The sequence below is a fragment of the Streptomyces sp. NPDC057743 genome (assembly GCF_042798755.1).
Lineage (GTDB): Bacteria > Actinomycetota > Actinomycetes > Streptomycetales > Streptomycetaceae > Streptomyces.
In genome coordinates this window covers 1-22,933 of record NZ_JBHVJX010000045.1, presented here as the reverse complement: position 1 = coordinate 22,933, position 22,933 = coordinate 1, and the positions used below count along the sequence as shown (strand labels likewise).

19 protein-coding genes are annotated in these 22,933 nt (G+C 70.4%); 6 read left to right on the top strand and 13 right to left on the bottom strand.

The window, feature by feature from the left end:
* The first annotated feature begins 115 nt into the window (after positions 1 to 115).
* A complete protein-coding gene (locus ACFVFQ_RS33585) occupies positions 116 to 970 on the top strand; it encodes a helix-turn-helix domain-containing protein (protein WP_383423419.1) in 855 nt (284 codons plus the stop codon).
* Positions 948 to 1,325: a DUF397 domain-containing protein gene (locus ACFVFQ_RS33580; RefSeq protein ID WP_383423418.1), complete on the top strand. Its 378-nt coding sequence runs from the start codon at positions 948 to 950 to the stop codon at positions 1,323 to 1,325. Before ACFVFQ_RS33585 ends, ACFVFQ_RS33580 begins: the two co-directional genes overlap by 23 nt.
* Before the next feature lie 70 nt (positions 1,326 to 1,395).
* Here ACFVFQ_RS33580 and ACFVFQ_RS33575 read toward each other — a convergent pair whose 3' ends face one another.
* A complete protein-coding gene (locus ACFVFQ_RS33575) occupies positions 1,396 to 2,991 on the bottom strand; it encodes an MDR family MFS transporter (protein WP_383423416.1) in 1,596 nt (531 codons plus the stop codon).
* Positions 2,992 to 3,197: 206 nt separating this feature from the next.
* Here ACFVFQ_RS33575 and ACFVFQ_RS33570 point away from each other — a divergent pair, with 206 nt between their 5' ends.
* Complete coding sequence (locus ACFVFQ_RS33570) at positions 3,198 to 3,785, top strand: TetR/AcrR family transcriptional regulator (RefSeq protein ID WP_383423413.1); 588 nt, start codon at positions 3,198 to 3,200, stop codon at positions 3,783 to 3,785.
* An 11-nt stretch (positions 3,786 to 3,796) separates the two neighbouring features.
* Here ACFVFQ_RS33570 and ACFVFQ_RS33565 read toward each other — a convergent pair whose 3' ends face one another.
* The gene (locus tag ACFVFQ_RS33565) at positions 3,797 to 4,477 is read right to left on the bottom strand and encodes a M23 family metallopeptidase (protein WP_383423409.1); all 681 of its coding nucleotides are present in this window, start codon (positions 4,475 to 4,477) and stop codon (positions 3,797 to 3,799) included.
* A 489-nt stretch (positions 4,478 to 4,966) separates the two neighbouring features.
* Here ACFVFQ_RS33565 and ACFVFQ_RS33560 point away from each other — a divergent pair, with 489 nt between their 5' ends.
* A complete protein-coding gene (locus ACFVFQ_RS33560) occupies positions 4,967 to 8,158 on the top strand; it encodes an NACHT domain-containing protein (RefSeq protein WP_383423407.1) in 3,192 nt (1,063 codons plus the stop codon).
* A 71-nt stretch (positions 8,159 to 8,229) separates the two neighbouring features.
* Here the strand turns inward: ACFVFQ_RS33560 and ACFVFQ_RS33555 are convergent, their stop codons facing one another.
* Positions 8,230 to 10,755: an ATP-dependent Clp protease ATP-binding subunit gene (locus tag ACFVFQ_RS33555; RefSeq protein ID WP_383423405.1), complete on the bottom strand. Its 2,526-nt coding sequence runs from the start codon at positions 10,753 to 10,755 to the stop codon at positions 8,230 to 8,232.
* A gap of 497 nt (positions 10,756 to 11,252) precedes the next feature.
* Between ACFVFQ_RS33555 and ACFVFQ_RS33550 the strand changes: the two genes are divergently transcribed.
* Positions 11,253 to 11,933 (top strand): SCO3374 family protein, encoded by a 681-nt coding sequence (locus ACFVFQ_RS33550; protein WP_383423403.1) that lies wholly within the window; start codon positions 11,253 to 11,255, stop codon positions 11,931 to 11,933.
* Here ACFVFQ_RS33550 and ACFVFQ_RS33545 read toward each other — a convergent pair.
* From ACFVFQ_RS33545 to ACFVFQ_RS33500, 10 genes are all read right to left on the bottom strand, one after another.
* On the bottom strand, positions 11,864 to 12,196 hold the full coding sequence (locus tag ACFVFQ_RS33545; RefSeq protein WP_383423401.1) for an Lsr2 family protein: 333 nt from the start codon (positions 12,194 to 12,196) through the stop codon (positions 11,864 to 11,866). The genes ACFVFQ_RS33550 and ACFVFQ_RS33545 overlap by 70 nt on opposite strands.
* 157 nt (positions 12,197 to 12,353) lie before the next feature.
* Positions 12,354 to 12,872, bottom strand: coding sequence for an amino-acid N-acetyltransferase (locus ACFVFQ_RS33540; RefSeq protein WP_383423399.1), 519 nt, complete (start codon positions 12,870 to 12,872; stop codon positions 12,354 to 12,356).
* 9 nt (positions 12,873 to 12,881) lie between these two features.
* Entirely contained in the window at positions 12,882 to 13,352 is a 471-nt protein-coding gene (locus tag ACFVFQ_RS33535; protein ID WP_383423482.1) for a BlaI/MecI/CopY family transcriptional regulator, read from the bottom strand.
* Positions 13,353 to 13,521: 169 nt separating this feature from the next.
* The gene (locus ACFVFQ_RS33530) at positions 13,522 to 13,701 is read right to left on the bottom strand and encodes a hypothetical protein (RefSeq protein WP_383423398.1); all 180 of its coding nucleotides are present in this window, start codon (positions 13,699 to 13,701) and stop codon (positions 13,522 to 13,524) included.
* Between the two features lie 60 nt (positions 13,702 to 13,761).
* A complete protein-coding gene (locus ACFVFQ_RS33525) occupies positions 13,762 to 14,475 on the bottom strand; it encodes a hypothetical protein (protein WP_383423480.1) in 714 nt (237 codons plus the stop codon).
* Positions 14,476 to 14,631: 156 nt separating this feature from the next.
* Positions 14,632 to 15,429, bottom strand: coding sequence for a type III pantothenate kinase (locus ACFVFQ_RS33520; protein WP_039634126.1), 798 nt, complete (start codon positions 15,427 to 15,429; stop codon positions 14,632 to 14,634).
* Positions 15,430 to 15,434: 5 nt separating this feature from the next.
* Positions 15,435 to 16,502, bottom strand: coding sequence for a carboxylating nicotinate-nucleotide diphosphorylase (gene nadC, locus ACFVFQ_RS33515; protein ID WP_383423394.1), 1,068 nt, complete (start codon positions 16,500 to 16,502; stop codon positions 15,435 to 15,437).
* A gap of 45 nt (positions 16,503 to 16,547) precedes the next feature.
* Complete coding sequence (locus ACFVFQ_RS33510; protein ID WP_383423390.1) at positions 16,548 to 18,314, bottom strand: L-aspartate oxidase; 1,767 nt, start codon at positions 18,312 to 18,314, stop codon at positions 16,548 to 16,550.
* On the bottom strand, positions 18,311 to 19,477 hold the full coding sequence (gene panC / locus ACFVFQ_RS33505) for a pantoate--beta-alanine ligase (RefSeq protein ID WP_383423387.1): 1,167 nt from the start codon (positions 19,475 to 19,477) through the stop codon (positions 18,311 to 18,313). Before panC ends, ACFVFQ_RS33510 begins: the two co-directional genes overlap by 4 nt.
* A complete protein-coding gene (locus ACFVFQ_RS33500) occupies positions 19,474 to 20,694 on the bottom strand; it encodes a DUF2520 domain-containing protein (RefSeq protein WP_383423385.1) in 1,221 nt (406 codons plus the stop codon). Before ACFVFQ_RS33500 ends, panC begins: the two co-directional genes overlap by 4 nt.
* A 303-nt stretch (positions 20,695 to 20,997) precedes the next feature.
* Between ACFVFQ_RS33500 and ACFVFQ_RS33495 the strand changes: the two genes are divergently transcribed.
* Positions 20,998 to 22,236: a threonine aldolase family protein gene (locus ACFVFQ_RS33495; protein WP_383423383.1), complete on the top strand. Its 1,239-nt coding sequence runs from the start codon at positions 20,998 to 21,000 to the stop codon at positions 22,234 to 22,236.
* Positions 22,237 to 22,933: the final 697 nt, after the last annotated feature.

The following is a 22,933-nucleotide window of genomic DNA, read 5'->3' as shown; positions in this document are numbered from 1 at the left end:
CACCTTTCTGTGCGCATCGTGACGAACTGCTCACAGCGTGGCGTCGGGCGTCGTACTTTGGAAGCGCATCGGCCTTGCAGGCCCAACGAGCAAGTGGTGGTGGTGGTGGTGAGTCATGTCCCCGCGGAAGGATCCCGACCCTTCTTCCAGCGTCCCGTGCTTCTACGGAGCCGAACTGCGCTTCCTGCGGGAAAGTGCTGGCCTCACGCAGGAGCAGTTAGTGGAGGGCAGTTTCCGCGGAGCCCCCCTCCTCAGCAAGATCGAACGCGGCGAGCTCGGCATGCCGATGGACCTGGCCATCCACATCGACAAGAAGCTCAACACGGGCGGCTTCTTCCAACGCCACTGCGAGAACGTCCAACAGGCCCGTCGCTCGGGCATCGCCGCGTACTTCGCGGACGTCGTCGAGATGGAGGAGCGCGCGACGACGATCGAAGAGTGGGCGCCCGGCGTCTTCCCCGGACTTCTGCAGACCGAGGCATACGTCCGGAAGCTCATCCGGATGGGCAAGCCCTGGATGAAATCCGCCGGGATCGAAGATCTCGTCCGCGGTCGTATCGCTCGCGCCAAATTCTGGAAGCACGACGACCGCGCCTACTACTGGGGCGTCCTCCACGAGTCGCTCATCCGCCGGCCGTCCCTTCCACCTGACCAAATGGCCACGCAGCTAGAGCACATCATCGCGATGACCCAGTCCTCCCGATGCGTCCTCCAACTCCTGCCTGAAGCCAAGGCAAGTGACCCCCTGATGATGGGCGACCTGCGGATCATGACCTTCCCGGACGCACCCCCCATCGCCTACACCGAGAACGTTCACAGCGGCCAAGTCATCGACTTTCCACCGCTCGTGACGGAGTACCGAAGGTCGTACGATCTGCTGAGGGCCGCCGCACTGCCGCCTGAGGCGTCCCTAGCCATGATCGAAGATGCGGCAAGGGGCTACCGAGATGAAGCGCAGCAACAGGATTGACCTGGGCACGGCCACCTGGCGCAAGAGCAGCTACAGCAACCCTGACGGCGGTAACTGCATCGAAGTCTCCGACGACTTCCTCACCGCCGCCACTTGGCGCAAGAGCACCCACAGCAACGCCGAAGGCGGCGAATGCATCGAGGTCTCCGACGACTTCCTCGCAACTGCTGCTTGGCGCAAGAGCACTTACAGCAACCCCGACGGGGCCAACTGCATCGAGGTATCGGACAGCCTCCCCAACCTCGTCCCCGTCCGGGACAGCAAAACCCCCCACGGGCCGGCGCTCGTGTTCCCCGCCGCCAACTGGTCCGCGTTCGTCGCGGCCGTCAAGAGCGGCCAACTGGCCGGCGCCTGAACGGAGAACGGCCCCTGGGGCGCGTAACAACACGCGCCCCAGGGGCCGTTCACGTATCTGCCGACGGGCGTCAGACGGCCACCGGCTCCGACTCCGCGGCCGCCGCCTTGGCGGCGTCAGGGGCCGGGCCGCTGCCCCGCAGCGGGACCTCCTTGAGGAACCACGCCGCGGCGAAGCCGATGACGCTGACCAACGCGCCCCAGAAGAAGACCTGGTGGGTGCCGGAGGACACCGCGTGGGCGTACGCGTCCTTCACGGCGGCCGGCAGGTGCGGGAGGGCCTTGGGGTCCATCTGGGCGCCGCCGGTGGTCATCTTCTCGCCGGCGACGGGGCCCAGCTTGTCGATCATCGTGGTCTTCACCTGGGTGGAGAAGACCGCGCCCATGATTGCGACGCCGAACGAGCCGCCGATGGTCCGGAACAGGGTGGCCGACGAGGAGCCGACGCCCATGTCCCGCATCTCGACGCTGTTCTGGGCGATCAGCATCGTGGTCTGCATCAGGAAGCCCATGCCGGCGCCGAGCACGGCCATGTAGAGGCCGGACGTGAAGCGCGTGGTGGTGGTGTCCATCAGGGACAGCAGCACCAGGCCCGCGGTGATCAGGCCGCCGCCGACCGTCACGAAGATCTTGTACTTGCCGGTCGTGGTGGTGATCCGGCCCGCGAAGAGCGAGACCGCCATCATCGACAGCAGCATCGGCAGCAGCAGGAGGCCGGAGTTGGTCGCCGAGGCGCCCTGGACGGACTGCTGGTACAGCGGCAGGAAGGTCATCGACCCGAACATCACGAAGCCGACCAGGAAGCCGATCACGGTGACGAGCGAGAAGTTGCCGTTGCGGAAGATGCGCAGCGGCACGACCGGGTCGCTGACCTTGCGCTCGACGAGGACGAAGGCGACCAGGGCGACGACGGCCAGGACGCCGAGGCCCACGATCTGCTTCGACAGCCAGTCGTACTGGGTGCCGCCCCAGGTGGTCAGCAGCACCAGCGAGGTGATGCCGATGGTCAGCAGGGCCGCGCCCGCGTAGTCGATGCGGGTCTGCGAGCGCTTCTTCGGCAGGTGCAGCACGGCGGTGACCATGACCAGGGCGATCGCGCCGAGCGGGAGGTTGATGTAGAAGCTCCAGCGCCAGCCGAGGTGGTCGGTGATGGTGCCGCCGACCAGCGGGCCACCGATCATCGCCACGGCCATGACGCCGGCCATCATGCCCTGGTACTTGCCGCGTTCCCGCGGCGGGATCAGGTCGCCGATGATCGCCATGACGCCGACCATCAGACCGCCCGCGCCCAGGCCCTGCACGGCGCGGAAGCCGATCAACTGGCCCATGTCCTGCGCCATGCCGGAGAGCGCCGAGCCGATCAGGAAGATCACGATGGACGTCAGGAAGACGCCCTTGCGGCCGTACATGTCGCCCAACTTGCCCCAGATCGGGGTGGAGGCGGCGGTGGCCAGGGTGTAGGCGGTGACGACCCACGACAGGTGGGACAGGCCGCCCAGTTCACCGACGATCGTCGGCATCGCGGTGCCGACGATCATGTTGTCCAGCATCGCGAGCAGCATCGCGATCATGAGCGCAAAGAGCACCACCCGGACACTGGCCGGCTTTCTGCCCGCCGCCTCGTCCGGTATTTCCCCCGTCGGGGTCGCTGTGCGCGACATCCCCATCACTTCCCCATCGTTCTTACTTACTTGCCGCCCGGCTAGTTTTGTACGGTGAGAAGGTAGAAGAGTCACTAGCCGGGCGTCAAGTAAGTTTTTTGCGCCGGGGGTGGGTAGGTCCCTGACCAGCAGGGCAGCAGATGATTGCGGGGGAAGCGGGCCGCGACCCGACCTGGCCCCGCACCGACAACGCCGTCACGCAGGAGAGCAGCATGAGCAGCGCAACACCGTCGCGCAGGGGGAACACCCGCCAGCGCATCCAGGACGTCGCCCTGGAGCTGTTCTCCGAACACGGTTATGAGAAGACCTCGTTGCGGGAGATCGCCGAGCGGCTGGACGTCACCAAGGCGGCGCTCTACTACCACTTCAAGACCAAAGAAGACATCGTCATCAGCCTCTTCGAGGACCTGTGCCGGCCCATCGACGAGCTGATCGTCTGGGCGGGGGAGCAGCCGCGCACGCTGGAGACCAAGCAGGAGGTCATCCGGCGCTACCACGAGTCGCTGCGGGCCTCCGAGGATCTTTTCCGTTTCATGCAGGAAAACCAGGCCGCGGTGCGGGAGTTGACGATCGGCCTGCGCTTCAAGGAGCAGATGCTGACCCTCTACGACCTGCTCAAGGAGAACGACGCGGAGCTGGTCGACCAAGTCCGCTGCCTCACGGCGCTGTTCACCATGCACGCGGGCATGTTCGCGATGCAGAACGTCGTGGGCGACCCCGAGGAGAAGCGCGAGGCCATCCTCAGGGTCGCCACGGAACTGGTCACGGCGGCAAACCCGCCGGGCCGCCGGCCAGCCTGACCGGACTCAGCTCAGACGGCGTCGCCGTGAGCCCGCAGGAATCCGGTCGGCTCGATGCCCGACCCGTAGTTGGGGCCGGTGCGGACCTCGAAGTGCAGGTGCGGGCCGGTGGAGTTGCCGGTGCTACCGGACAGACCGATCTGCTGGCCGGTCGAGACCTGCTGGCCGACGTGGACCTGGATCTGCGACAGGTGCGCGTACTGGGTGTACATCCCGTTGGGGTGCTTGATCACGATCGCGTTGCCGTAGGCGGGACCGTCGCCGCCGCCGTTCGGGCCGGCCTTGACGACCGTGCCCTTGTGGACGGCGTTGACCTTGGTGCCGGTCGGCACGACGAAGTCCTGACCGCTGTGCTTGTGCGACCAGTGGCTGCCGGCGATGCCGAACGGCTGGCCGATGGTGTAGTTCTCGACCGGCTTGACCCAGCCGTTGGCCTTCTTCGCGGCGTCTTCCTTGGCCTTCGCCGCGGCGGCCTTGGCGTCGGTGGCGGCCTTGGACTGCGCCTCGGCCTGGGCGGCGACGGTCTTGCCGGTGCCCGCGGAGAGGCTCAGCAGCCCACCGTCGGCGGCAGCGGCGACACCGGCGCCCAGCGCGGCGGTCAGACCGGCACCGGCGGCCACGACGGCCACCCGGTTACGCAGCGCGGACTTGGCGGTCTTCTTGGAATTGCGTATCGCGGCAAACTTCGACATGCGGGTTTTTCCTCCAGCGAGAAGTGAATGGGTTTTCCCGGCTGCGGACCGGGATCGCCATTCCTTGGTAACCCGCCTCAGCGCTGCCGCCAAGACCCGCTTTCTACTACCGGGGACGGTAGTGATCGGGACGCCCTCGGGGGGCCTCGCCGCCGGCGCGGGAGGACCCTAACACCTCATCCCACCTGCACTTTTATGCAGTGATGGGGTCTTCCGCCACCGCCCCACAATTCCCCTACTCCCGCTAGTAGGGGGTGAATTCCTGTGCCTCATGTCACGAGATTCGACCGCTTTTACGTGACCCGGGTTACACGTCACCCAAGGGCAATGTGACCCGCGTTACGGGAATTCGTGTGACCCGCGTTACCCAATTCGGCATGCCCCGCCGCCCGGAAATACGAAAACGCCTGACCGGGCCCCGCCGGCGCCTCTAACCTGATCCGGTCAACACCACAGTCAGCACCGGCCAGGGGGAGGGCGGTCAAGCTCATGGACCCGTCAGCACTGGGCGCCCGGCTCGCGTCCGGCGTCGTCGCACCGCTCGTCAAGAAGCTCTTCGTCCAGGAGGGGCCGGGCGCCGGCGTGGTGGACGCCCCGGTCCGCGTCTCCGCCCTCGTCTCCTTCAAGGGCGAGCGACGCACCCTCACCGAGCGGGACCTCCGCAAGGTGGCGGGCGAGCTGGTGCGGCGCGCCGTCCGCTCCGCCCCGCCCGGCGAGCGCCCGATCCCCGAGGACGACGAGCCCGTGGTGGCCGCCGCCCTGGCCACCACCCTCGCCGCGCTCGGCACCCTCACCATGGACGACGTCCAGGCCGTCCACCTGGGCCCCACCGCCCTCGCCGACCACCTGCGTAACGCGGCCCCTCAGGCGACCCTCGACCTCTCCCAGGACGCCGAACTCCTCCACCACACCCTCCTCACCACCGCCTGCCTGCACGTCATCCACTTCTTCACCCAGCGCTCCACGTTCATCGCCCGCACCCTCGTGCAACAGAGCCGCACCCTGGACACCCTGGTCACGAAGATCGACGACTTCCTCGACCGACACCCGTCCCCGCGCGCCGCCGACCTCGCCTTCGAGCGGACCTACCTCGCCCACCTCGCCCGCAAGCACGGCCGCCTCACCATCTACGGCATCGACCTGCACAACTCCCCGGACCGCTGGCCCCTGGACGCCGCCTACATGAGCCTGGCGGCCACCGGCCCGAGCCGCGAGGAACACCCCTTCGAGGACCTGCCGCCCCGCGCACCGCTCCCCGCCGACCAGGCCCTCGCCGGCCGCGACAAGGTCCTGCTGCGCGGCGTCGCCGGCTCCGGCAAGAGCACCCTCGTCCAGTGGCTGGCCGTCTCCTGCACCAAACCCCTCGCCGCGACCTCCCTCCCGCACCTCTACGGCCGCATCCCCTTCGTCCTCCCGTTACGCACCCTCACCCGCGCCGGCGCGCCCCTCCCCACCCCGGACCACTTCCTGCCCGCCGTCGGCTGCCCGGTCTCCGGCGCCCAACCCGACGGCTGGGCCCACCGCGTCCTCACCTCCGGCCGCGCCCTCCTCCTCGTCGACGGCCTCGACGAGGTCCCCGAACGCGACCGCGAGGCCACCCGCCGCTGGCTCCGCGACCTCCTCGACGCCTTCCCCACCGACAACCGCTGGCTGGTCACCACCCGCCCCTCCGCGGTCCGCGACGACTGGCTCACCCCCGACGGCTTCGCCGAACTGACCCTCTCCCCCATGAGCCGCGACGAGGTCGCCGCCTTCATCACCCGCTGGCACACCGCGGCCCGCTCCGACACCGAGGACCCTGAGGAGCTCGCCGCCTACGAGGAGTCCCTCCTCACCTCCGTCCGCACCAAACCCGACCTCGGCCGCCTCGCCACCAACCCCCTGATGTGCGGCCTGATTTGCGCCCTCCACCGCGACCGCCGCGGCTACCTCCCGCACGGCCGCAAGGAGCTCTACGACGCCGCCCTGAGCATGCTGCTCTCCCGCCGCGACCGGGAACGCGACATGCGCGGCCCGGACGGCATCGAACTCCCCGACGAGCCGCAGATCCAGCTCCTCCAACGCCTCGCCTACTGGCTGATCCGCAACGGCCGCACCGAACTCGACCGCGCCCGCGCCGAACAGATCCTCACCGACGCCCTCCCCGCCGTCCCCGCCGCCGCCTCCCAGGGCCCGGCCCCGGCCGTCTTCCGCCACCTCCTCCACCGCAGCGGCCTCCTGCGCGAACCCGCCCCGGACACCGTCGACTTCATCCACCGCACCTTCCAGGACTACCTGGGCGCCAAGGCGGCGGTGGAGGACGGCGACTTCGGCCTGCTCGTCCAGCACGCGGGGGACTCCCAGTGGGAGGACGTGATCCGGATGGCAGTGGCGCACGCCCGCCCCCGCGAACGCGCCGAACTCCTGCGGGAGTTGCTCGCCAGAAACGAACTCCGCACCGACCTCCTGGCCATGGCGTGCCTGGAACATGCGACGGAGATCGACCCGACGGTGCGCGAGGAGGTCACTGCGCGAGCAGGGGCGATCTTGCCACCACGCACCCGCGAGGAATCGGACCTACTCGCCGCCGCGGGCCCGCTCGTCCTGGAGCTGCTGCCCGGCCCCGACGGCCTCGAAGACGACGAAGCCCAGGAGGTGATCATCACCGCCGCAACCATCGGCACCGACGCCGCACTGGAATGCGTCAAGCGCTTCCGGAACCACCCCTCCGCCACCGCCCGCGCCCAACTCGGTTACCAGTGGGCGAAATTCGACACCGACCGCTATGCGGAAGAAGTCATCCAACACCTCGACATTGGCACGAGCATCTCCGTCTCCTCTCCCACCGAACTGCGTGCGCTCGCCTCCCTCGGTGGCCGTCCTCGCACGACCGTCAACGGGGCGTTCACCGTCGAGGAACTCCTCGACGGGCTGCACCCCCAGCAGGTCACCAGCCTCTCGCTGACCAACAACCCGGTTATCAGCGACCTGACGTTCCTTCGAGACTTCCCAGCCCTCAAATCGCTGTCGCTCCAGGGCTGCCCCGCCGTCGAATCCCTCGCCCCGCTCGCCGGCCTCCCCCTGCGCTCTCTCGGAGTCAGCGGAGCCGGTGCCCGTGGGGTACGCACCCCACAGGTGCCCGATCGCCTGGACCGGCTGGAAAGCCTGATGCTCTACGCCCCACTTCCGCCGGAGGGCCTCGATGCCCTACCTGCGGACGCCCCGCTGACCAATCTCGCCCTCGGCGAGCACATACCTACCGACCTCACCCGCCTCGCCGCCTGGCCACGCCTGAAATCGCTCCAGCTACGGCAGCTCCCAGGCGATATCGCGCCGGACCAGTGGCACACGCTCTCCCGCCTCGACAGCCTGGAGGACTTCTCCTTCGGCCTGGCCGAGGGCGCAGGCCCGCTTCGCATTCCCGAGGGACTCCGCCTCCCTCAAGTAACGACCCTCAGCCTCATCAACACGATGCAGAGCCCCCTCCCCGAATTCGGCGAACTGCTGCGCAGCGCTCTCCCTGCCTTCCCAGGCGTCCACGAACTCCAGCTCTACGGCCTGGTCGGCGGCACCCTCGACCTCTCACCCATCGAGTCCCTCCCCGCCCTCCGAGAGCTCTACCTCTCTCTCCTCACCCCGCCCCCCGACTACGCCCTCCCACCCCACATCAACCTCACCCTCCACCCCCGCCCCCGCACCTGACGCCCGCCCAACACAAAGCCGCCCCGGGACCGTTGAACGGTCCCGGGGCGGCCCGGTGTATCAGTGGACGACTACGCGTCCTTGCTCAGGTTGGGCCCGGACCCACCCGTCGCCGACTCCACCGGCGGAGCGCTCGGCACCGCCGACTTCTCCTCGCCGCGGAAGGTGAACGTGGCGGACTCGCCCTCGCCCTCCACGTCGACGACCACGATGTGGCCCGGACGCAGCTCGTTGAAGAGGATCTTCTCCGAGAGGGCGTCCTCGATCTCGCGCTGGATCGTGCGACGCAGCGGACGCGCGCCGAGCACCGGGTCGTAACCCCGCTTGGCCAGCAGCGACTTGGCCTCGCCACTGAGCTCGATGCCCATGTCGCGGTCCTTGAGCCGCTCGTCGACCTTGTTGATCATGAGGTCGACGATCTGGATGATGTCTTCCTCGGTCAGCTGGTGGAAGACCACCGTGTCGTCGACACGGTTGAGGAACTCGGGCCGGAAGTGCTGCTTGAGCTCCTCGTTGACCTTGGCCTTCATCCGCTCGTAGCCGGTCTTGACGTCGCCCTGGGCGGCGAAGCCCAGGTTGAAGCCCTTGGAGATGTCCCGGGTGCCGAGGTTGGTGGTCATGATGATGACCGTGTTCTTGAAGTCCACGACCCGGCCCTGGGAGTCGGTCAGCCGACCGTCCTCCAGGATCTGCAGCAGCGAGTTGAAGATGTCCGGGTGGGCCTTCTCGACCTCGTCGAAGAGGACGACCGAGAACGGCTTGCGGCGCACCTTCTCGGTGAGCTGGCCGCCCTCCTCGTAACCGACGTAGCCGGGGGGCGAACCGAACAGCCGCGAGACGGTGTGCTTCTCGCTGAACTCCGACATGTCGAGGGAGATCAGCGCGTCCTCGTCGCCGAACAGGAACTCCGCCAGCGTCTTGGAGAGCTCGGTCTTACCGACACCGGACGGACCGGCGAAGATGAACGAACCACCGGGACGCTTCGGGTCCTTCAGGCCGGCACGCGTACGACGGATCGCCTGCGAGAGCGCCTTGATGGCGTCCTTCTGGCCGATGACGCGCTTGTGCAGCTCGTCTTCCATCCGCAGGAGCCGGCTGGACTCCTCCTCGGTGAGCTTGAAGACCGGGATGCCCGTCGCCGTGGCCAGGACCTCGGCGATCAGCTCCTCGTCGACCTCGGCGACGACGTCCATGTCGCCGGCCTTCCACTCCTTCTCCCGCTTCGCCTTCGCGGCCAGGAGCTGCTTCTCCTTGTCGCGCAGGCCGGCGGCCATCTCGAAGTCCTGCGAGTCGATCGCGGACTCCTTCTCGCGGCGAACGTCGGCGATCTTCTCGTCGAACTCGCGCAGGTCCGGCGGCGCGGTCATCCGGCGGATCCGCATCCGGGAACCGGCCTCGTCGATCAGGTCGATCGCCTTGTCCGGCAGGAAGCGGTCGGAGATGTAGCGGTCGGCCAGGGTGGCCGCGGCGACCAGCGCGGCGTCCGTGATGGACACCCGGTGGTGCGCCTCGTAGCGGTCCCGCAGGCCCTTGAGGATCTCGATGGTGTGCGGCAGCGACGGCTCCGCGACCTGGATCGGCTGGAAACGGCGCTCCAGGGCCGCGTCCTTCTCCAGGTGCTTGCGGTACTCGTCCAGCGTCGTCGCACCGATGGTCTGCAGCTCGCCGCGCGCCAGCATCGGCTTGAGGATGCTGGCCGCATCGATCGCGCCCTCGGCGGCGCCCGCGCCGACCAGGGTGTGCAGCTCGTCGATGAACAGGATGATGTCGCCGCGGGTGCGGATCTCCTTGAGCACCTTCTTCAGGCGCTCCTCGAAGTCACCGCGGTACCGGGAACCGGCGACCAGCGCGCCCAGGTCGAGGGTGTAGAGGTGCTTGTCCTTGAGGGTCTCGGGCACCTCGCCCTTGACGATGGCCTGCGCCAGGCCCTCGACGACCGCCGTCTTGCCGACGCCGGGCTCGCCAATGAGGACCGGGTTGTTCTTGGTACGGCGGGACAGCACCTGCATGACCCGCTCGATTTCCTTCTCACGCCCGATGACCGGGTCGAGCTTGGTCTCCCGGGCGGCCTGCGTGAGGTTGCGGCCGAACTGGTCCAGGACGAGGGAGGTCGAGGGCGTGCCCTCGGCGGGACCGCCCGCGGTGGCGGCCTCCTTGCCCTGGTAGCCGGAGAGCAGCTGGATGACCTGCTGCCGCACCCGGTTCAGGTCGGCGCCCAGCTTCACGAGGACCTGGGCGGCGACGCCCTCGCCCTCGCGGATCAGGCCGAGCAGGATGTGCTCGGTGCCGATGTAGTTGTGGCCGAGCTGGAGGGCCTCGCGGAGCGACAGCTCCAGGACCTTCTTGGCACGGGGAGTGAAGGGGATGTGGCCGGACGGGGCCTGCTGGCCCTGGCCGATGATCTCCTCCACCTGCTGGCGGACCGCCTCGAGCGAAATGCCGAGGCTCTCCAGGGCCTTAGCGGCGACACCCTCACCCTCGTGGATCAGACCCAGGAGGATGTGTTCGGTGCCGATGTAGTTGTGGTTGAGCATCCGGGCTTCTTCCTGAGCCAGGACGACAACCCGCCGCGCACGGTCGGTGAACCTCTCGAACATCGTTAATCGCTCCTCAGAGCGGTCAGGCAGTAAGGGGTCGGTCCCCTCCCTGTCCTTCCGCATGCTAGTCCCGCAGGGCGGGACAGCTCATTCCAACTGCCGACACCCGTCCGGATCACCCCGCTCCGACGGGGAAATTTACTGCCGAACAGCTGACACCTGCTCCAACTCGATGGTGCGAGACGATGTTCCCGCAGGCCAGGCATATACGCATGCCGCCACTACGCCCGTGGCGAACGCGCCCCCAGCCGGCACACCATCCACCGCCACCCAAAGTTGGCGTCGAACTGCTCGCAGCGCCGGTCACAGCGTCTCTACCCACCGAGACTTTCTTACCCTCCGGCACTGACACTCCATGCGGCGCGGCCCTTTTCCCTCCGCTACGGGCGAACACCCCCACACCCCGGAACGCACCCGCACTCCCGCCCGTAATACACGGAATGCATCACTCCGCACACCGAACGTAACCTTCCGCGCGGCCGGGAGTTGCACCGGGCATGGCCCGCGCGCTCCCGCGACCCCGCTGCCCCCTCGCCACCGTACGCCGGTGGTACGAGGAACAACTGGGCTGGCCGACCACCGGAACCGAGCCGGTGGAGCTGCTCACGGGGCTGCGCTTCGACGTCCTGGAGATGCCCGCCGACGCGGGGCACGCCGTACTGCGACGGATGCCGCACACCGGCCCGGTCGCACTGCTGCGGCCCGAACGGGGCGGGAAGCAGGCGGAGGATCGGCCGAAACTGCTCATGCTCATCGCGGCCGGCGGCGCGGAGGAACTCCCGGGAATCCTGGAGTGGCTGGAGTGGGGCACGCTCGCGGCGGACCTCACAGCACGCGGGATTGGGGGGCGGATGCCCGCGCCGGCGCTCCCCTCCAAGGGCCGCGCCTCAGGCGGCTGCGGCACTCGGGAGGCCGCGGGGTGGGTGCGGCCTCCCCAGCCTGGATACGAGGCGGAGAATTCCCTGCCCACCACGGGGATCGGGACAGGAATCGGGGACGGTGGGGGCGCCCCCGACCTCGTACGGCTCGTGAGCGCGGCGGCAACGGAGTGCCACCGGGCCCGGTTGGTACGTGCTCGTAATGGCCAATCGGATCGCGCGTGCGGCGCTCAGCCGTTGGCCTTCTCGAATGCCTCGCGAATGTCGGCGGGGACACGGCCACGGTCATTGACGTTGTAGCCGTTCTCCTTCGCCCAGGCGCGGATCTTCGCGGTGTCCGGGGAGCCGGCGGAAGCCGCCCGGGCCTTGCCCCGCCCGGAGGAACGGCCACCGGTCTTGCGCCCGGCCTTCACGAAGTCGGCCAGCGACTCGCGCAGCTTGTCCGCGTTGGCGTCGGAGAGGTCGATCTCGTAGGACTTACCGTCGAGAGCGAACGTCACGGTCTCGTTGGCCTCGCCACCGTCGAGGTCGTCGACAAGAAGAACCTGAACCTTCTGTGCCACCAGGTTTCCCTTTCATCGAATGCGGATTACGACGGAAAGCAAACCGCTTTTCCGGGGAAAACACAAACCCTTGGGTAGGGTTCACTTGCCCACAGAGCGGGGAACGCATGCTTCCGTAGCCATGAGATAGGGGAGCGATTCGGACATAGAACACTGATCACAGGTGCAGAAGCATGCGACTGTTGCCCAGGGTGTTGGGCTTCACTCGTTCGAGACCCAGGAACTCCGCTACGCCCTCGTCATAGGAACGCAGCAGTTCGCTGTACACATCCCCGTCTACGGGAGTCTCGCCGATCTCCACGAAGCCGTGCTTGGCGAAGAAGTCGACTTCGAAGGTGAGGCAAAAAATTCGCCGCACTCCGAGCCACCGCGCGGTGGCCACCAACTTGGCCAGGACCTGATGTCCGACCCCGGAACCGCGCAGCGCCGGGTCCACCGCCAGGGTCCGGACCTCCGCGAGGTCTTCCCACATGACGTGCAGTGCGCCGCAGCCGACTACTTCGGCGTCTTCGTCCCGCTCGGCCACCCAGAACTCCTGGATGTCCTCGTAAAGCGTGACCGTGGCTTTGTCGAGCAGGATCCCGTCGCGCGAGTAGGCGTCGATGAGGCGACGCACGGTGGGTACATCGCTGGTCCGGGCACGACGGACGGTGAGCCCTTTTGAATGCGCTGGCATGCCCGGACGCTATCGCCCCTTGCCGCCGGCGCCCGCTCCGGGTTCATCTCCTTCGCCGGCCGGCGCTTCATCCGCGGCTTGTGGCTGTTCTTCCTCGGCCTGTTCCCCGGCACCTTCCCGGGCCGTCGCCTGTTCTTCCGCCGCTTCGGCCGGATCATCGACCTGCACCATCCGTACGGCATCGCGGAGGGCTTGCCGTTGTTCCGGCGACATCATGCCGAAGAAGGCCACTAGTGCGGCCGCGGGGTTGTCACTGGCGGACCATGCTTCGTTCATCAGTGCGGCCGAGTAGGCGGCGCGAGTGGAGACCGCCTCATATCGATAGGCGCGACCTTCCGCTTCGCGGCGGACCCAGCCCTTCTGATGGAGGTTGTCCAATACGGTCATGACCGTCGTGTAGGCGATCGACCGTTCCTTCTGGAGATCCTCCAGAACTTCTCGAACGGTGACCGGTCGGTTCCACTCCCAGACCCGCGTCATGACCGCGTCTTCCAGATCACCCAAGCGTCTCGGCACACAAGAAGAATAGTGGGAGATGTCGCGAATGCCGGTTGATCTCGTTGCGTTTGGTCCGGAAAAAGGAAGTACGGCCCGGGACGCTCAATCCCGGGCCGTACTGAGCGGGCGGGCCGCCCGAAAAGGCGGCGGTTCAGGCTCCGGACGCCTTGGGCTCCTGCCCGGCGGCCTCCGCGCGGGCGTACGCCGCGTCGACGGCCGCGTCCTCCTTCGACTTGTTCTGACCACCCTGACTCTTCACGATCGTGACGATCAGGCAGGTGAAGGCGACTGCCATCACTACGGGCGGGAGCAGCGCGGCGACGTAATCCATGGCATGGGCCTCCTTATAAGGCGTAAGCCCGCGACAGTACCCAGCCAGGGTACGCAGCGCTCAGGCGGTGCGGGTCTCCGGGGGCGGCGCGGGCTTCCGACGGGGCGGGAACACCTCACCGGGCGTCGGGATGGGCCGGTCGGGGCGCGGCGCCTTGGGGTGCGGCGCCGGCTTCGGCGGCTCCCTGCGGGGCTCCCGGCGTGGTTCCTGTTGAGGGTCCCGCTTGGGGTCCGCCCCGGCGTCCGATCCGGCATCCGATCCGCTTGCCGGTGCGGCGCCGGCGGGGCGCGGACGCCCGCCGGTTCGACCGCCCGGCAGGGCGTCCGGGGAGCCGTCTGAGCGCCCGCCTGGCAGCGCGCGCAGGCGCGTCCGTACGGATTGTTCGGCCAGCCGCTCGCAGTGCCGCAGCAGGGCGCTGCGGCGCTTGCGCTCGGTCTCGGCGGCGGGCCGGGCGAGCAGCGAGCGCAGCGCGGCGAGGTCGTCGGGGCCGGGGACGTGGCCGGCGCCGAGCGCCTCCCGGAGCCGCGTGAGATAGCCGGCGGCGGCGCCGGGCAGGGCGTCGCGGTAGCGGGCGAGGTCGGCGAGCAGGAAGGCGCGCAGGCGGGCGCCTTCGCGGACCGCCTCGTCCACCGCCTCGGCCAGCCGTAGGTATTCCTGGACGTCCTGCGAGCGGTCCGCGCCGAGGGGGCCCAAGGGCACGGCGGGGGAGCTCGTCTGGAGGGCATGGGCGAGGGCGCGACGGAGCACACGCAACTCATCGGCGCCGAAGGCCATGCCGCCGCGGGATCCGTATGGCATTGGCATGGGGCGACTTTACGACCGAATCGGACAAAAGCCGCTTAATTCACGTGCGGTGGCGCGGCCGCGGGGCGCGCGTCACACGGGCGCGCCAGTACGGAACCGGAGCCGCCCCTTTTCCGCTTCGCCCGGTTACAGCCGCCCGACGTTGCGCTCGTAGACCAGCCGCAGGCCGATGAGGGTCAGCCAGGGCTCGTGCTCGTCGATCACCGAGGACTCGCCGAGCACCATCGGGGCCAGGCCACCGGTGGCGATCACCGTGACGTCGTCCGGGTCGTCGGCCAGCTCCCGGGCCATCCGCTGGACCACGCCGTCCACCTGGCCGGCGAAGCCGTAGAGGATGCCGGACTGCATCGCCTCGACGGTGTTCTTCCCGATGACGCTGCGCGGGCGGGCCAGTTCGATCTTGCGGAGCTGGGCGCCCTTGACGCCCAGCGCGTCCACGGAGATCTCGATGCCCGGGGCGATCACCCCGCCCACGTACTCCCCGCGGGCGCTCACCGCGTCGAAGGTGGTCGCGGTGCCGAAGTCGACGACGACGGCCGGGCCGCCGTACAGCTCGACGGCGGCCAGCGCGTTGATGATCCGGTCCGCGCCGACCTCCTTGGGGTTGTCCATGAGGATCGGCACGCCCGTCTTGACGCCCGGTTCCACCAGGACGGCCGGCACGTCCCCGTAATAGCGGCGGGTCACCTCGCGCAGTTCGTGGAGCACCGAGGGGACCGTGGAGCAGATGGAGATGCCCTCGATGTTGTCGCCCAGGTCTTCCCCGAGCAACGGGTGCATGCCCATCAACCCCTGGAGGAGCACGGCCAGTTCGTCGGCGGTGCGGCGGGCGTCGGTGGAGATCCGCCAGTGCTCGACGATCTCGTCGCCGTCGAACAGGCCAAGAACGGTATGGGTGTTGCCCACATCGATGGTCAGCAGCATGGCGATCAGCGGCCTTCGTCGTCGTGCGCGGCGGCGTCCGGGGCGCCGGTCAGGTCGTCGCCCTCGCGCAGGTCCAGGCCGATGTCGAGGACCTTGGCGGAGTGGGTGAGCGCCCCCACGGCCAGGTAGTCGACGCCGGTCTCCGCATAGGCGCGGGCGTTGTCCAGGGTGAGGCGGCCGGAGGACTCCAGGGCCGCGCGGCCGGCGACCAACTCCACGGCCTGACGGGTCTGTTCCGGGGTGAAGTTGTCCAGCAGGATCAGGTCGGCGCCCTCGGCCAGGATCGGCGGGATCTGGTCGAGCCGGTCGACCTCCACCTCGATGGGCACCCCGGGGAACTCGCTGCGCACGGCCGTGAACGCCTCCGCGACGCCGCCGGCCGCCACCACGTGGTTGTCCTTGATGAGCGCCGCGTCGGACAGCGACATCCGGTGGTTGACGCCCCCGCCGCAGCGCACCGCGTACTTCTCCAGGGCGCGCAGGCCCGGCGTCGTCTTACGGGTGTCGCGGACCCTGGCCTTGGTGCCTTCGAGGGCATCCGCCCAGGAGCGGGTCAGGGTGGCGATGCCGGACAGCCGGCCCAGGAGGTTGAGCGCGCTGCGCTCGGCGGTGAGCAGGTCGCGGGTCCGGGTGGTGACGGACAGCAGCTTCTGTCCGGGCACGACCCGCTCGCCGTCCTCCACGTGCCGTTCGACCGCGAACTCCTCGGTGCAGACGATGGACAGCACCGCCTCGGCGACCCGCAGGCCGGCGACCGTGCCGTCCTGCCGCGCCGTGAAGTCCCCGGTGGCGACGGCGTCTTCGGGGACGGTCGCCACGGTGGTGACGTCCACGCCCTGGTCGAGGTCCTCCTCGATGGCCAGGTGCGCGATGCCCTCCACCTGAACGGGGTCCAGGCCGCCGGCTACCAGGAGCGCGGCCAGGTCGGGGTCGAGCCCACAGGTCAGCGGGTCCAGCTCGTAGGCGTCGTCGTCGCCGGCGGCGCACCCGCAGGCGTCGCCGCAGCCCCCGGTGGGGACGGCATCGGGCCGGCCGATCTGGAGGAGGGGGAGGTCGTCGGGGGTGCTGCTCACGGGGTGCGCTCCGTATCGGGGAGGGGTTCGGGCTTAGGGGGCGGGTCAAACGGTCGGCGGGAAACCGGCGGTCTCGGTCGTTTGGAGGCTGAGGGTGCGGTCGGTACCGAGGACGATGCGGAAGTGCCGGCGCCAGGAGGCATCGTCGCGGTCCGGGTGGTCCTCGCGCCAATGGCAGCCGCGGGTCTCCTCCCGGAGCCGTGCGGCGGCGACCAGGACGCGGGCGACGCACAGCAGGTTGGTGGCCTCCCACGCCTCCACGCCCGGCTCGGGGGCCTTGGCGGCGGACACCGGGTCGGCGGCGGCCTCGGCGGCCTCCCGGCTGAGGCGGTCCAGGCCGTCGGCCGCCGTGGCGAGGCTGGTGGCACTGCGCAGCACACCGGCGCCGGCGGTCATGATCCGTTGGATGGCGGGACGGGCCTCGGGCACCAGGAGGGGCAGCGGGGCGCGGGTCTCCACGGGGGCGGGCGCCGGGGCCGCCGTCCCGTTGGCGACGATGTCCGCGGCGATCCGCTCCGCGAACACCAGCCCCTCCAAAAGGGAGTTGGAGGCCAGCCGGTTCGCGCCGTGCACGCCCGTGCAGGCCACCTCGCCGCACGCGTACAGGCCGGGGACGGTGGTCCGGCCGTGCAGGTCGGTGCGGATGCCGCCGGACGCGTAATGGGCCGCGGGGGCGACCGGGATCGGCTCGGTGACCGGGTCGATGCCGTGTCCGCGGCAGGCGGCCAGGATGGTCGGGAAGCGGTGCTCCCACATGTCCGCGCCGAAGTGCCGCGCGTCCAGGTACATGTGCTCGACGCCCTGCTCCTGGGAGCGGCGCATGATCGCCTTGGCCACGATGTCGCGCGGGGCCAGCTCGGCGAGTTCGTGCTGCCCGACCATGAAGCGGGTGCCGTCCGCGTCCACCAGGTGGGCGCCCTCGCCCCGTACGGCCTCGGAGATCAGCGGCTGTTGGCCCTCCGCCTCCGGCCCCAGGTAGAGCACGGTCGGGTGGAACTGCACGAACTCCAGGTCCGACACCTCGGCGCCGGCGCGCAGCGCCAGGGCCACCCCGTCCCCCGTGGAGACCGCCGGGTTGGTAGTCGCGGAGAACACCTGGCCCATGCCCCCGGTGGCGAGCACCACCGCCGGGGCGTGCACGGCACCGACGCCGTCGTGCTGGCCCTCCCCCATGACGTGCAGGGTGACGCCGGCCGTGCGGCCCTCGGCGTCCGTGAGCAGGTCCAGGACCAGCGCGTTCTCGATGGTGCGCAGGCCCGCCCACTGCTCACCCCCGCCCTCGGCCGAGAGCGCCTCGCGCTCGCCCCGCCCGTCCGCGCGCACCGCGGACACCAGCGCGCGGGAGATCTCCGCGCCGGTCGCGTCGCCGCCGGCGTGCGCGATCCGACGGCGGTGGTGGCCGCCCTCCCTGGTGAGCGCGATCTCCTCGCTCCCGGGGGCGGTGTCGAAACGGGCGCCCGCTTCGATGAGCCGGTGGACGGCGTCCGGGCCCTCGGTCACCAGGGCCCGCACGGCCTCCTCGTCGCACAGGCCGGCGCCCGCGACGAGGGTGTCGGCCAGGTGCTGCTCGGGGCTGTCGCCGTCCCCCAGGGCCGCGGCGATCCCGCCCTGCGCCCAACGGGTCGAGCCGTCGTCCAGCCGGGCCTTGGTGACGACGACGGTCCGGCGGCCGGCGGCGGCGCAGCGCAGCGCGGCGGTCAGCCCGGCGACCCCGGAGCCCACGACGACGACGTCCGCCGTGATGGACCATCCGGGGGCGGGGGCGGTGAGGCGTATGCCGGCGGGGCCGGCGGCGGTTCCGGTAGCGGTCATCGGGTCGCTCCGAGGGGGCCTGGGGGTGGGGTGGACTTCCTGGACTTCCGGGAGGGTTCCCGCGCCGTCCCAGGTGCGGGCTTCCCCTGGGAGCCGGTGTGCCGCCCCTGGGCGGTGGCCGGATGCGGGGCCCCGCTGGCGGGGAACACGAGCCGGATGTTGTCGATGAGCCGGGTGGTGCCCACCTTGGCGGCCACCGCGAGGATCGCCTCGCCCTCGAACCCGTCCGGGACCTCGGTGAAGTCCCGGGGGTCGACCAGCGCCAGGTAGTCCAGGTGGAGCGGCGGGTCCAGTTGGGCGGCGTCCTCCAGGACCGCATGGGCCGCGGCGCGGGCCACGGACGGGCCGTGCGGCGGCCCCGCGGCGGCGTAGGCGACGGCGTGCGCGTCGGCGGCCGCCCGGTCCTCTCCGAGGGCCGCCAGCGCCGCGGAGCGGTCCTGGACGGGGTGCCCGGCGGAGGCGGCGCGGGCGCGCAGCGCCTCTTCCGCGGTGAGCCGGTCGCGGGCCGCGAAGAGCGCCGCGGACAGCGCGAGCGCGGTGTGCCGCTCGGGCCCGGACAGATACCGGTTACGGCTGGAACGGGCCAGCCCGTCGGCCTCCCGGACCGTGGGGACGCCGACGATCTCGACGGGGAAATTCAGGTCCGCGGCCATCCGTCTGATCACGGCCAGCTGCTGCGCGTCCTTCTCGCCGAAGAACGCCAGGTCCGGCGCGGTCAGATGGAGCAGCTTGGCGACGACGGTGAGCACCCCGTCGAAGTGCCCGGGACGACTGGCGCCCTCCAGGACGGTGCCCATGGGGCCGGCGGAAATACGGACCTGCGGTTCGCCGCCCGGATAGACCTCGTCGGCAGATGGCGCGAAGACGGCGTCGGCGCCCGCCCGAGAGGCCAGCACCACGTCCTCGTCCAGGGTGCGCGGATAGCGGTCGAGGTCCTCACCCGCCCCGAACTGGAGCGGGTTGACGAACACCGTGACCACGACCTGACCCTGCGGGCCGACCCGTTCCCGGGCCGCCCGAACCAGGGCGGCGTGCCCGTCGTGCAGCGCGCCCATGGTCATGACGACGGCCCGTGCACCGTCGTGGCGGGGCAGCGCGCGCAGTTCCGCGGCGATGCGCACGAGTTGGGGGCCCGGCGTCGGGCTGACGGGCGAGGAGGTCATGAGTCGCCTCTGGGGGAACCGGGGTCGGGGGTCTCGGAATCGGGAGGAGTGGGGCGGGCCGAACCGGGGGCGCTGGTGGGCCCGTTGGGGGGTGTGGGCTGGTCGTCGTCCCGGTTGCCGCGACGGTTGCCGTCCCGCTCCTCGGCTCGGTCGTCGTCACGGTGCTCGCCGGAGCCCTCGTCGCGGTCGTCCTCGCGGTCGACATCGCGGTCGACATCATCGCGGTCGACGCCTGAGCCGGCCGGCGAGGTTCGCTCCTTCTTCGAGGGCGCTTCCGCCCCCGGGGACGCGTCCGGTCCGGTGGCCCCGTCCGGGGCCGGGCCCGCGAGCGCGTCCAGCAGCTCGGCGGCGAGCTCCGGCTTGAGCAGGCCGTGCGACAGCGCCCGGTCGGCCGTCATACGGGCCATGGCCAGATAGCCGGCGACGGCCTGTGGTGCGTGTTGCCGAAGTTCCGCCACATGGGCCGCCACGGTCCCGGCGTCCCCACGGGCTACCGGGCCCGTCAGCGCCGCATCACCGGACCGCAGCGCGTTGTCCAGGGCCGCGCCGAGCAGCGGGCCGAGCATCCGGTCCGGGGCCCGCACGCCGGCCTTCGTCAGCAGCTCCATGGCCTGCGTCGCCAGCGTGACCAGGTAGTTCGCGCCGATGGCGAGTGCTGCGTGGTACAGCGGACGGGCGGATTCCGCGATCCACTCGGGCTCCCCGCCCATCTCGATGACCAGCGCCTCGGCGGCCATCCGCAGTTCCTCGGGGGCGGTCACCCCGAACGGGCAGCCGGCCAGCCGCTGCACGTCCACGGACGTCCCGGTGAACGTCATGGCCGGGTGCAGCGCCAAGGGCAGTGCCCCGGCCCGGGTCGCCGGGTCCAACACCGCCGTCCCGTAGCGCCCGGAGGTGTGCACCAGCAACTGGCCGGGCCGCACGGCACCGGTCTCGGCGAGACCTCTCACCAGGTCGGCCAGGGCGTCATCGGGGACGGTCAACAACACGAGGTCCGCACGGGCGAGCACCTCGGCCGGGGCGACCAACGGGACGCCGGGCAACAGCTCGGCGGCGCGCCGCACGGAGGCGTCGGAGACCCCCGAGACGGCGACCGGACGATGCCCGGCGAGCTGGAGCGACGCGGCGAGCGCGGGCCCGACTCGGCCTGCTCCGACGACTCCGACGGTGAGTCGAGCGGGCCGGTCCTGGGCCTCTGGGGACGGGTTTGGGTTCACGTGGCGATGGCCTTCCGTTCCAGTCCGCGAGGGGTACCGGACGATTCGTCGCCATGCTACGCGAGTGCTTCCCGCCGCCCTGAGAGTCGTACGGAGGGTGAGACGAGGGTCTCGGAGGGCGTGTGCGCGCGAGCCTCGACACCGAACCGGAACGTCCTGCTCCGCGCCGGTTCGCGTTCCGCTCCGCGACGGTTCGCGCCGGTTCGCAGAGTTATCCACAGCCCTCGCGGCGGCGCGGGCGGCTGCGCAATGATCGATCCGAGACCAGCGCGCAGGGCGCGGGACGAAGCGGAGGCGGGGGCCATGAGCGAGAGCGGGAAGCACACGACCGAGGACGAGAAGCACACGACCGAGGGAAGCGGGCCGGAGGCTGCCGAGGGCGGCGGCCGCTCGGGAGACGGGAGGGACAGCCGGGAGCGGCGGTTCGCCGCGTACCGCGGCTCGGCGCGGACGCTGTCCGGCGCCCGCCCACCCGAGACGCTCGGCGAGCGCCTGGCCCGCCTGACGGCCGACGCCCCTTCCGTCTACGACCTCGACGACTGGATCGACTTCTACGGCAACGACGACGGCATCGTGGGCGAACTGGAGCGTCGCACCGCCGACGCCCTGGGCACCGAGGCCGCCGCGTTCTTCCCGACCGGCACCATGGCGCAGCAGGTGGCGCTGCGCTGCTGGGCGGGCCGCACGGGCAATGCGACGGTCGCCGGCCATCCGCTGTCCCACATGGAGGTGCACGAGCGCGACGCCTACGCGGTGGTCAGCGGCTTGCGCATGGTGCATCCGACGAACGCCCCGCGCCTGCCGACGGCCGCCGAGATCTACGACCTCCAGGAGCCGTTCGGCACCCTCGCCCTCGAACTCCCGCTGCGCGACGCCGGATACGTCCTCCCCAGCTGGGAGGAGCTGACGTCCACGGTGTCCGCCGCGCGGGACCGGGATGCGGTGGTGCACTTCGACGGCGCCCGCCTGTGGGAGTGCGGCCCGCACCTCGGCAGATCGCTACCGGAGATCGCCGCCCTCGCGGACAGCGTCTATGTCTCCTTCTACAAGTCGCTGGGCGGCATAGCGGGCGCCGCCCTGGCTGGCACCGAGGAGTTCGTCGAGGAGGCCCGCGCCTGGCGGCACCGCTACGGCGGCCAGCAGTTCCAGCAGTGGCCGACCGTGCTCGCCGCCCTGGCCGGGCTGGACCACGAACTGCCCCGGCTGCCCTCGTACGTGGCCCACGCCAAGCTGGTCGCCCGGGCACTGCGGGAGGGGCTGGCGGAGGCCGGCGTGCCGTGGTTCCGGGTGCACCCCGAGGAGCCGCACACCCACGAGTTCCAGGTGTGGCTGCCCCACCCTCCGGAGGCCCTGGACGAGGCCGCCATCCGGCAGGCGGAGGAGACCCGGACCACCCTGTTCCGCAAGTGGTTCGAGCCGGGCGCGAGCGCCCCGCCGGGTATGGCGATGACGGAGGTGACGGTTGCCTCCCCCGCCCTGGAGTGGACCGCAGAGGAAATACGCACGGCGGTGGGCGAGTTCGTCCGGCGCATCGACGGGTGACGGCGGCGGGGGCGGCGACGGCCGGGTGGCAGTGACGGCCGGGCCCGGCTACCCCACGGCCGGCCGCTGCCCGACGGGCTCCCGCACGGCGCCCGCCTTCGCGGCCAGCTACTGCGCGTCCGCCTCCTGCACAGTGCACGCCCTCACGGCCCTCGGTCGCAGCACGAGGTCCGGTGAGTTCGACACGAGGTCATGCGAGTTCGCCACCAGGTCCGGTGAGTTCGACGCCACGTCACGCGAGTTCGGCACCAGGTCCGGTGAATTCGGTACGGGTTCGGGCGAGTTCGGTACGGGGCCAGGCGGGGTCGGCACGGGGCCAGGCGGGGTCGGCACAGGGCCGGGCCGCCAAGTCGGGGCGGGACCGCGGGCGTTCAAGGAGTCGGAGGGGCGGGCCAGCAGTGCGGTGACGTGGCGCATGAGGCGGCCGTTACGCCCCCACCAGCGTTCCGCGGGATCGGTGACCACGGCCTGGAAGCGGCGCCACAGCCGGATTTCCCGGGCGGTGCGGACGGCGGCCGCATCCGGTGCGGGCGGGGCGCCCTCGCCCCGCTGAGCGGCGCGGTAACTGTCGAGGAGGTGCTGCTGCATGACGTCCATGGCCTCACTGAGCTTCTTCAGCGGTGCTGCTCCAGGGTGAGGACCGCTTTGGTCATTGACGTCAGTCGGTTGGGGCTGCAGCGGGCTCGGCGGAAGAGCC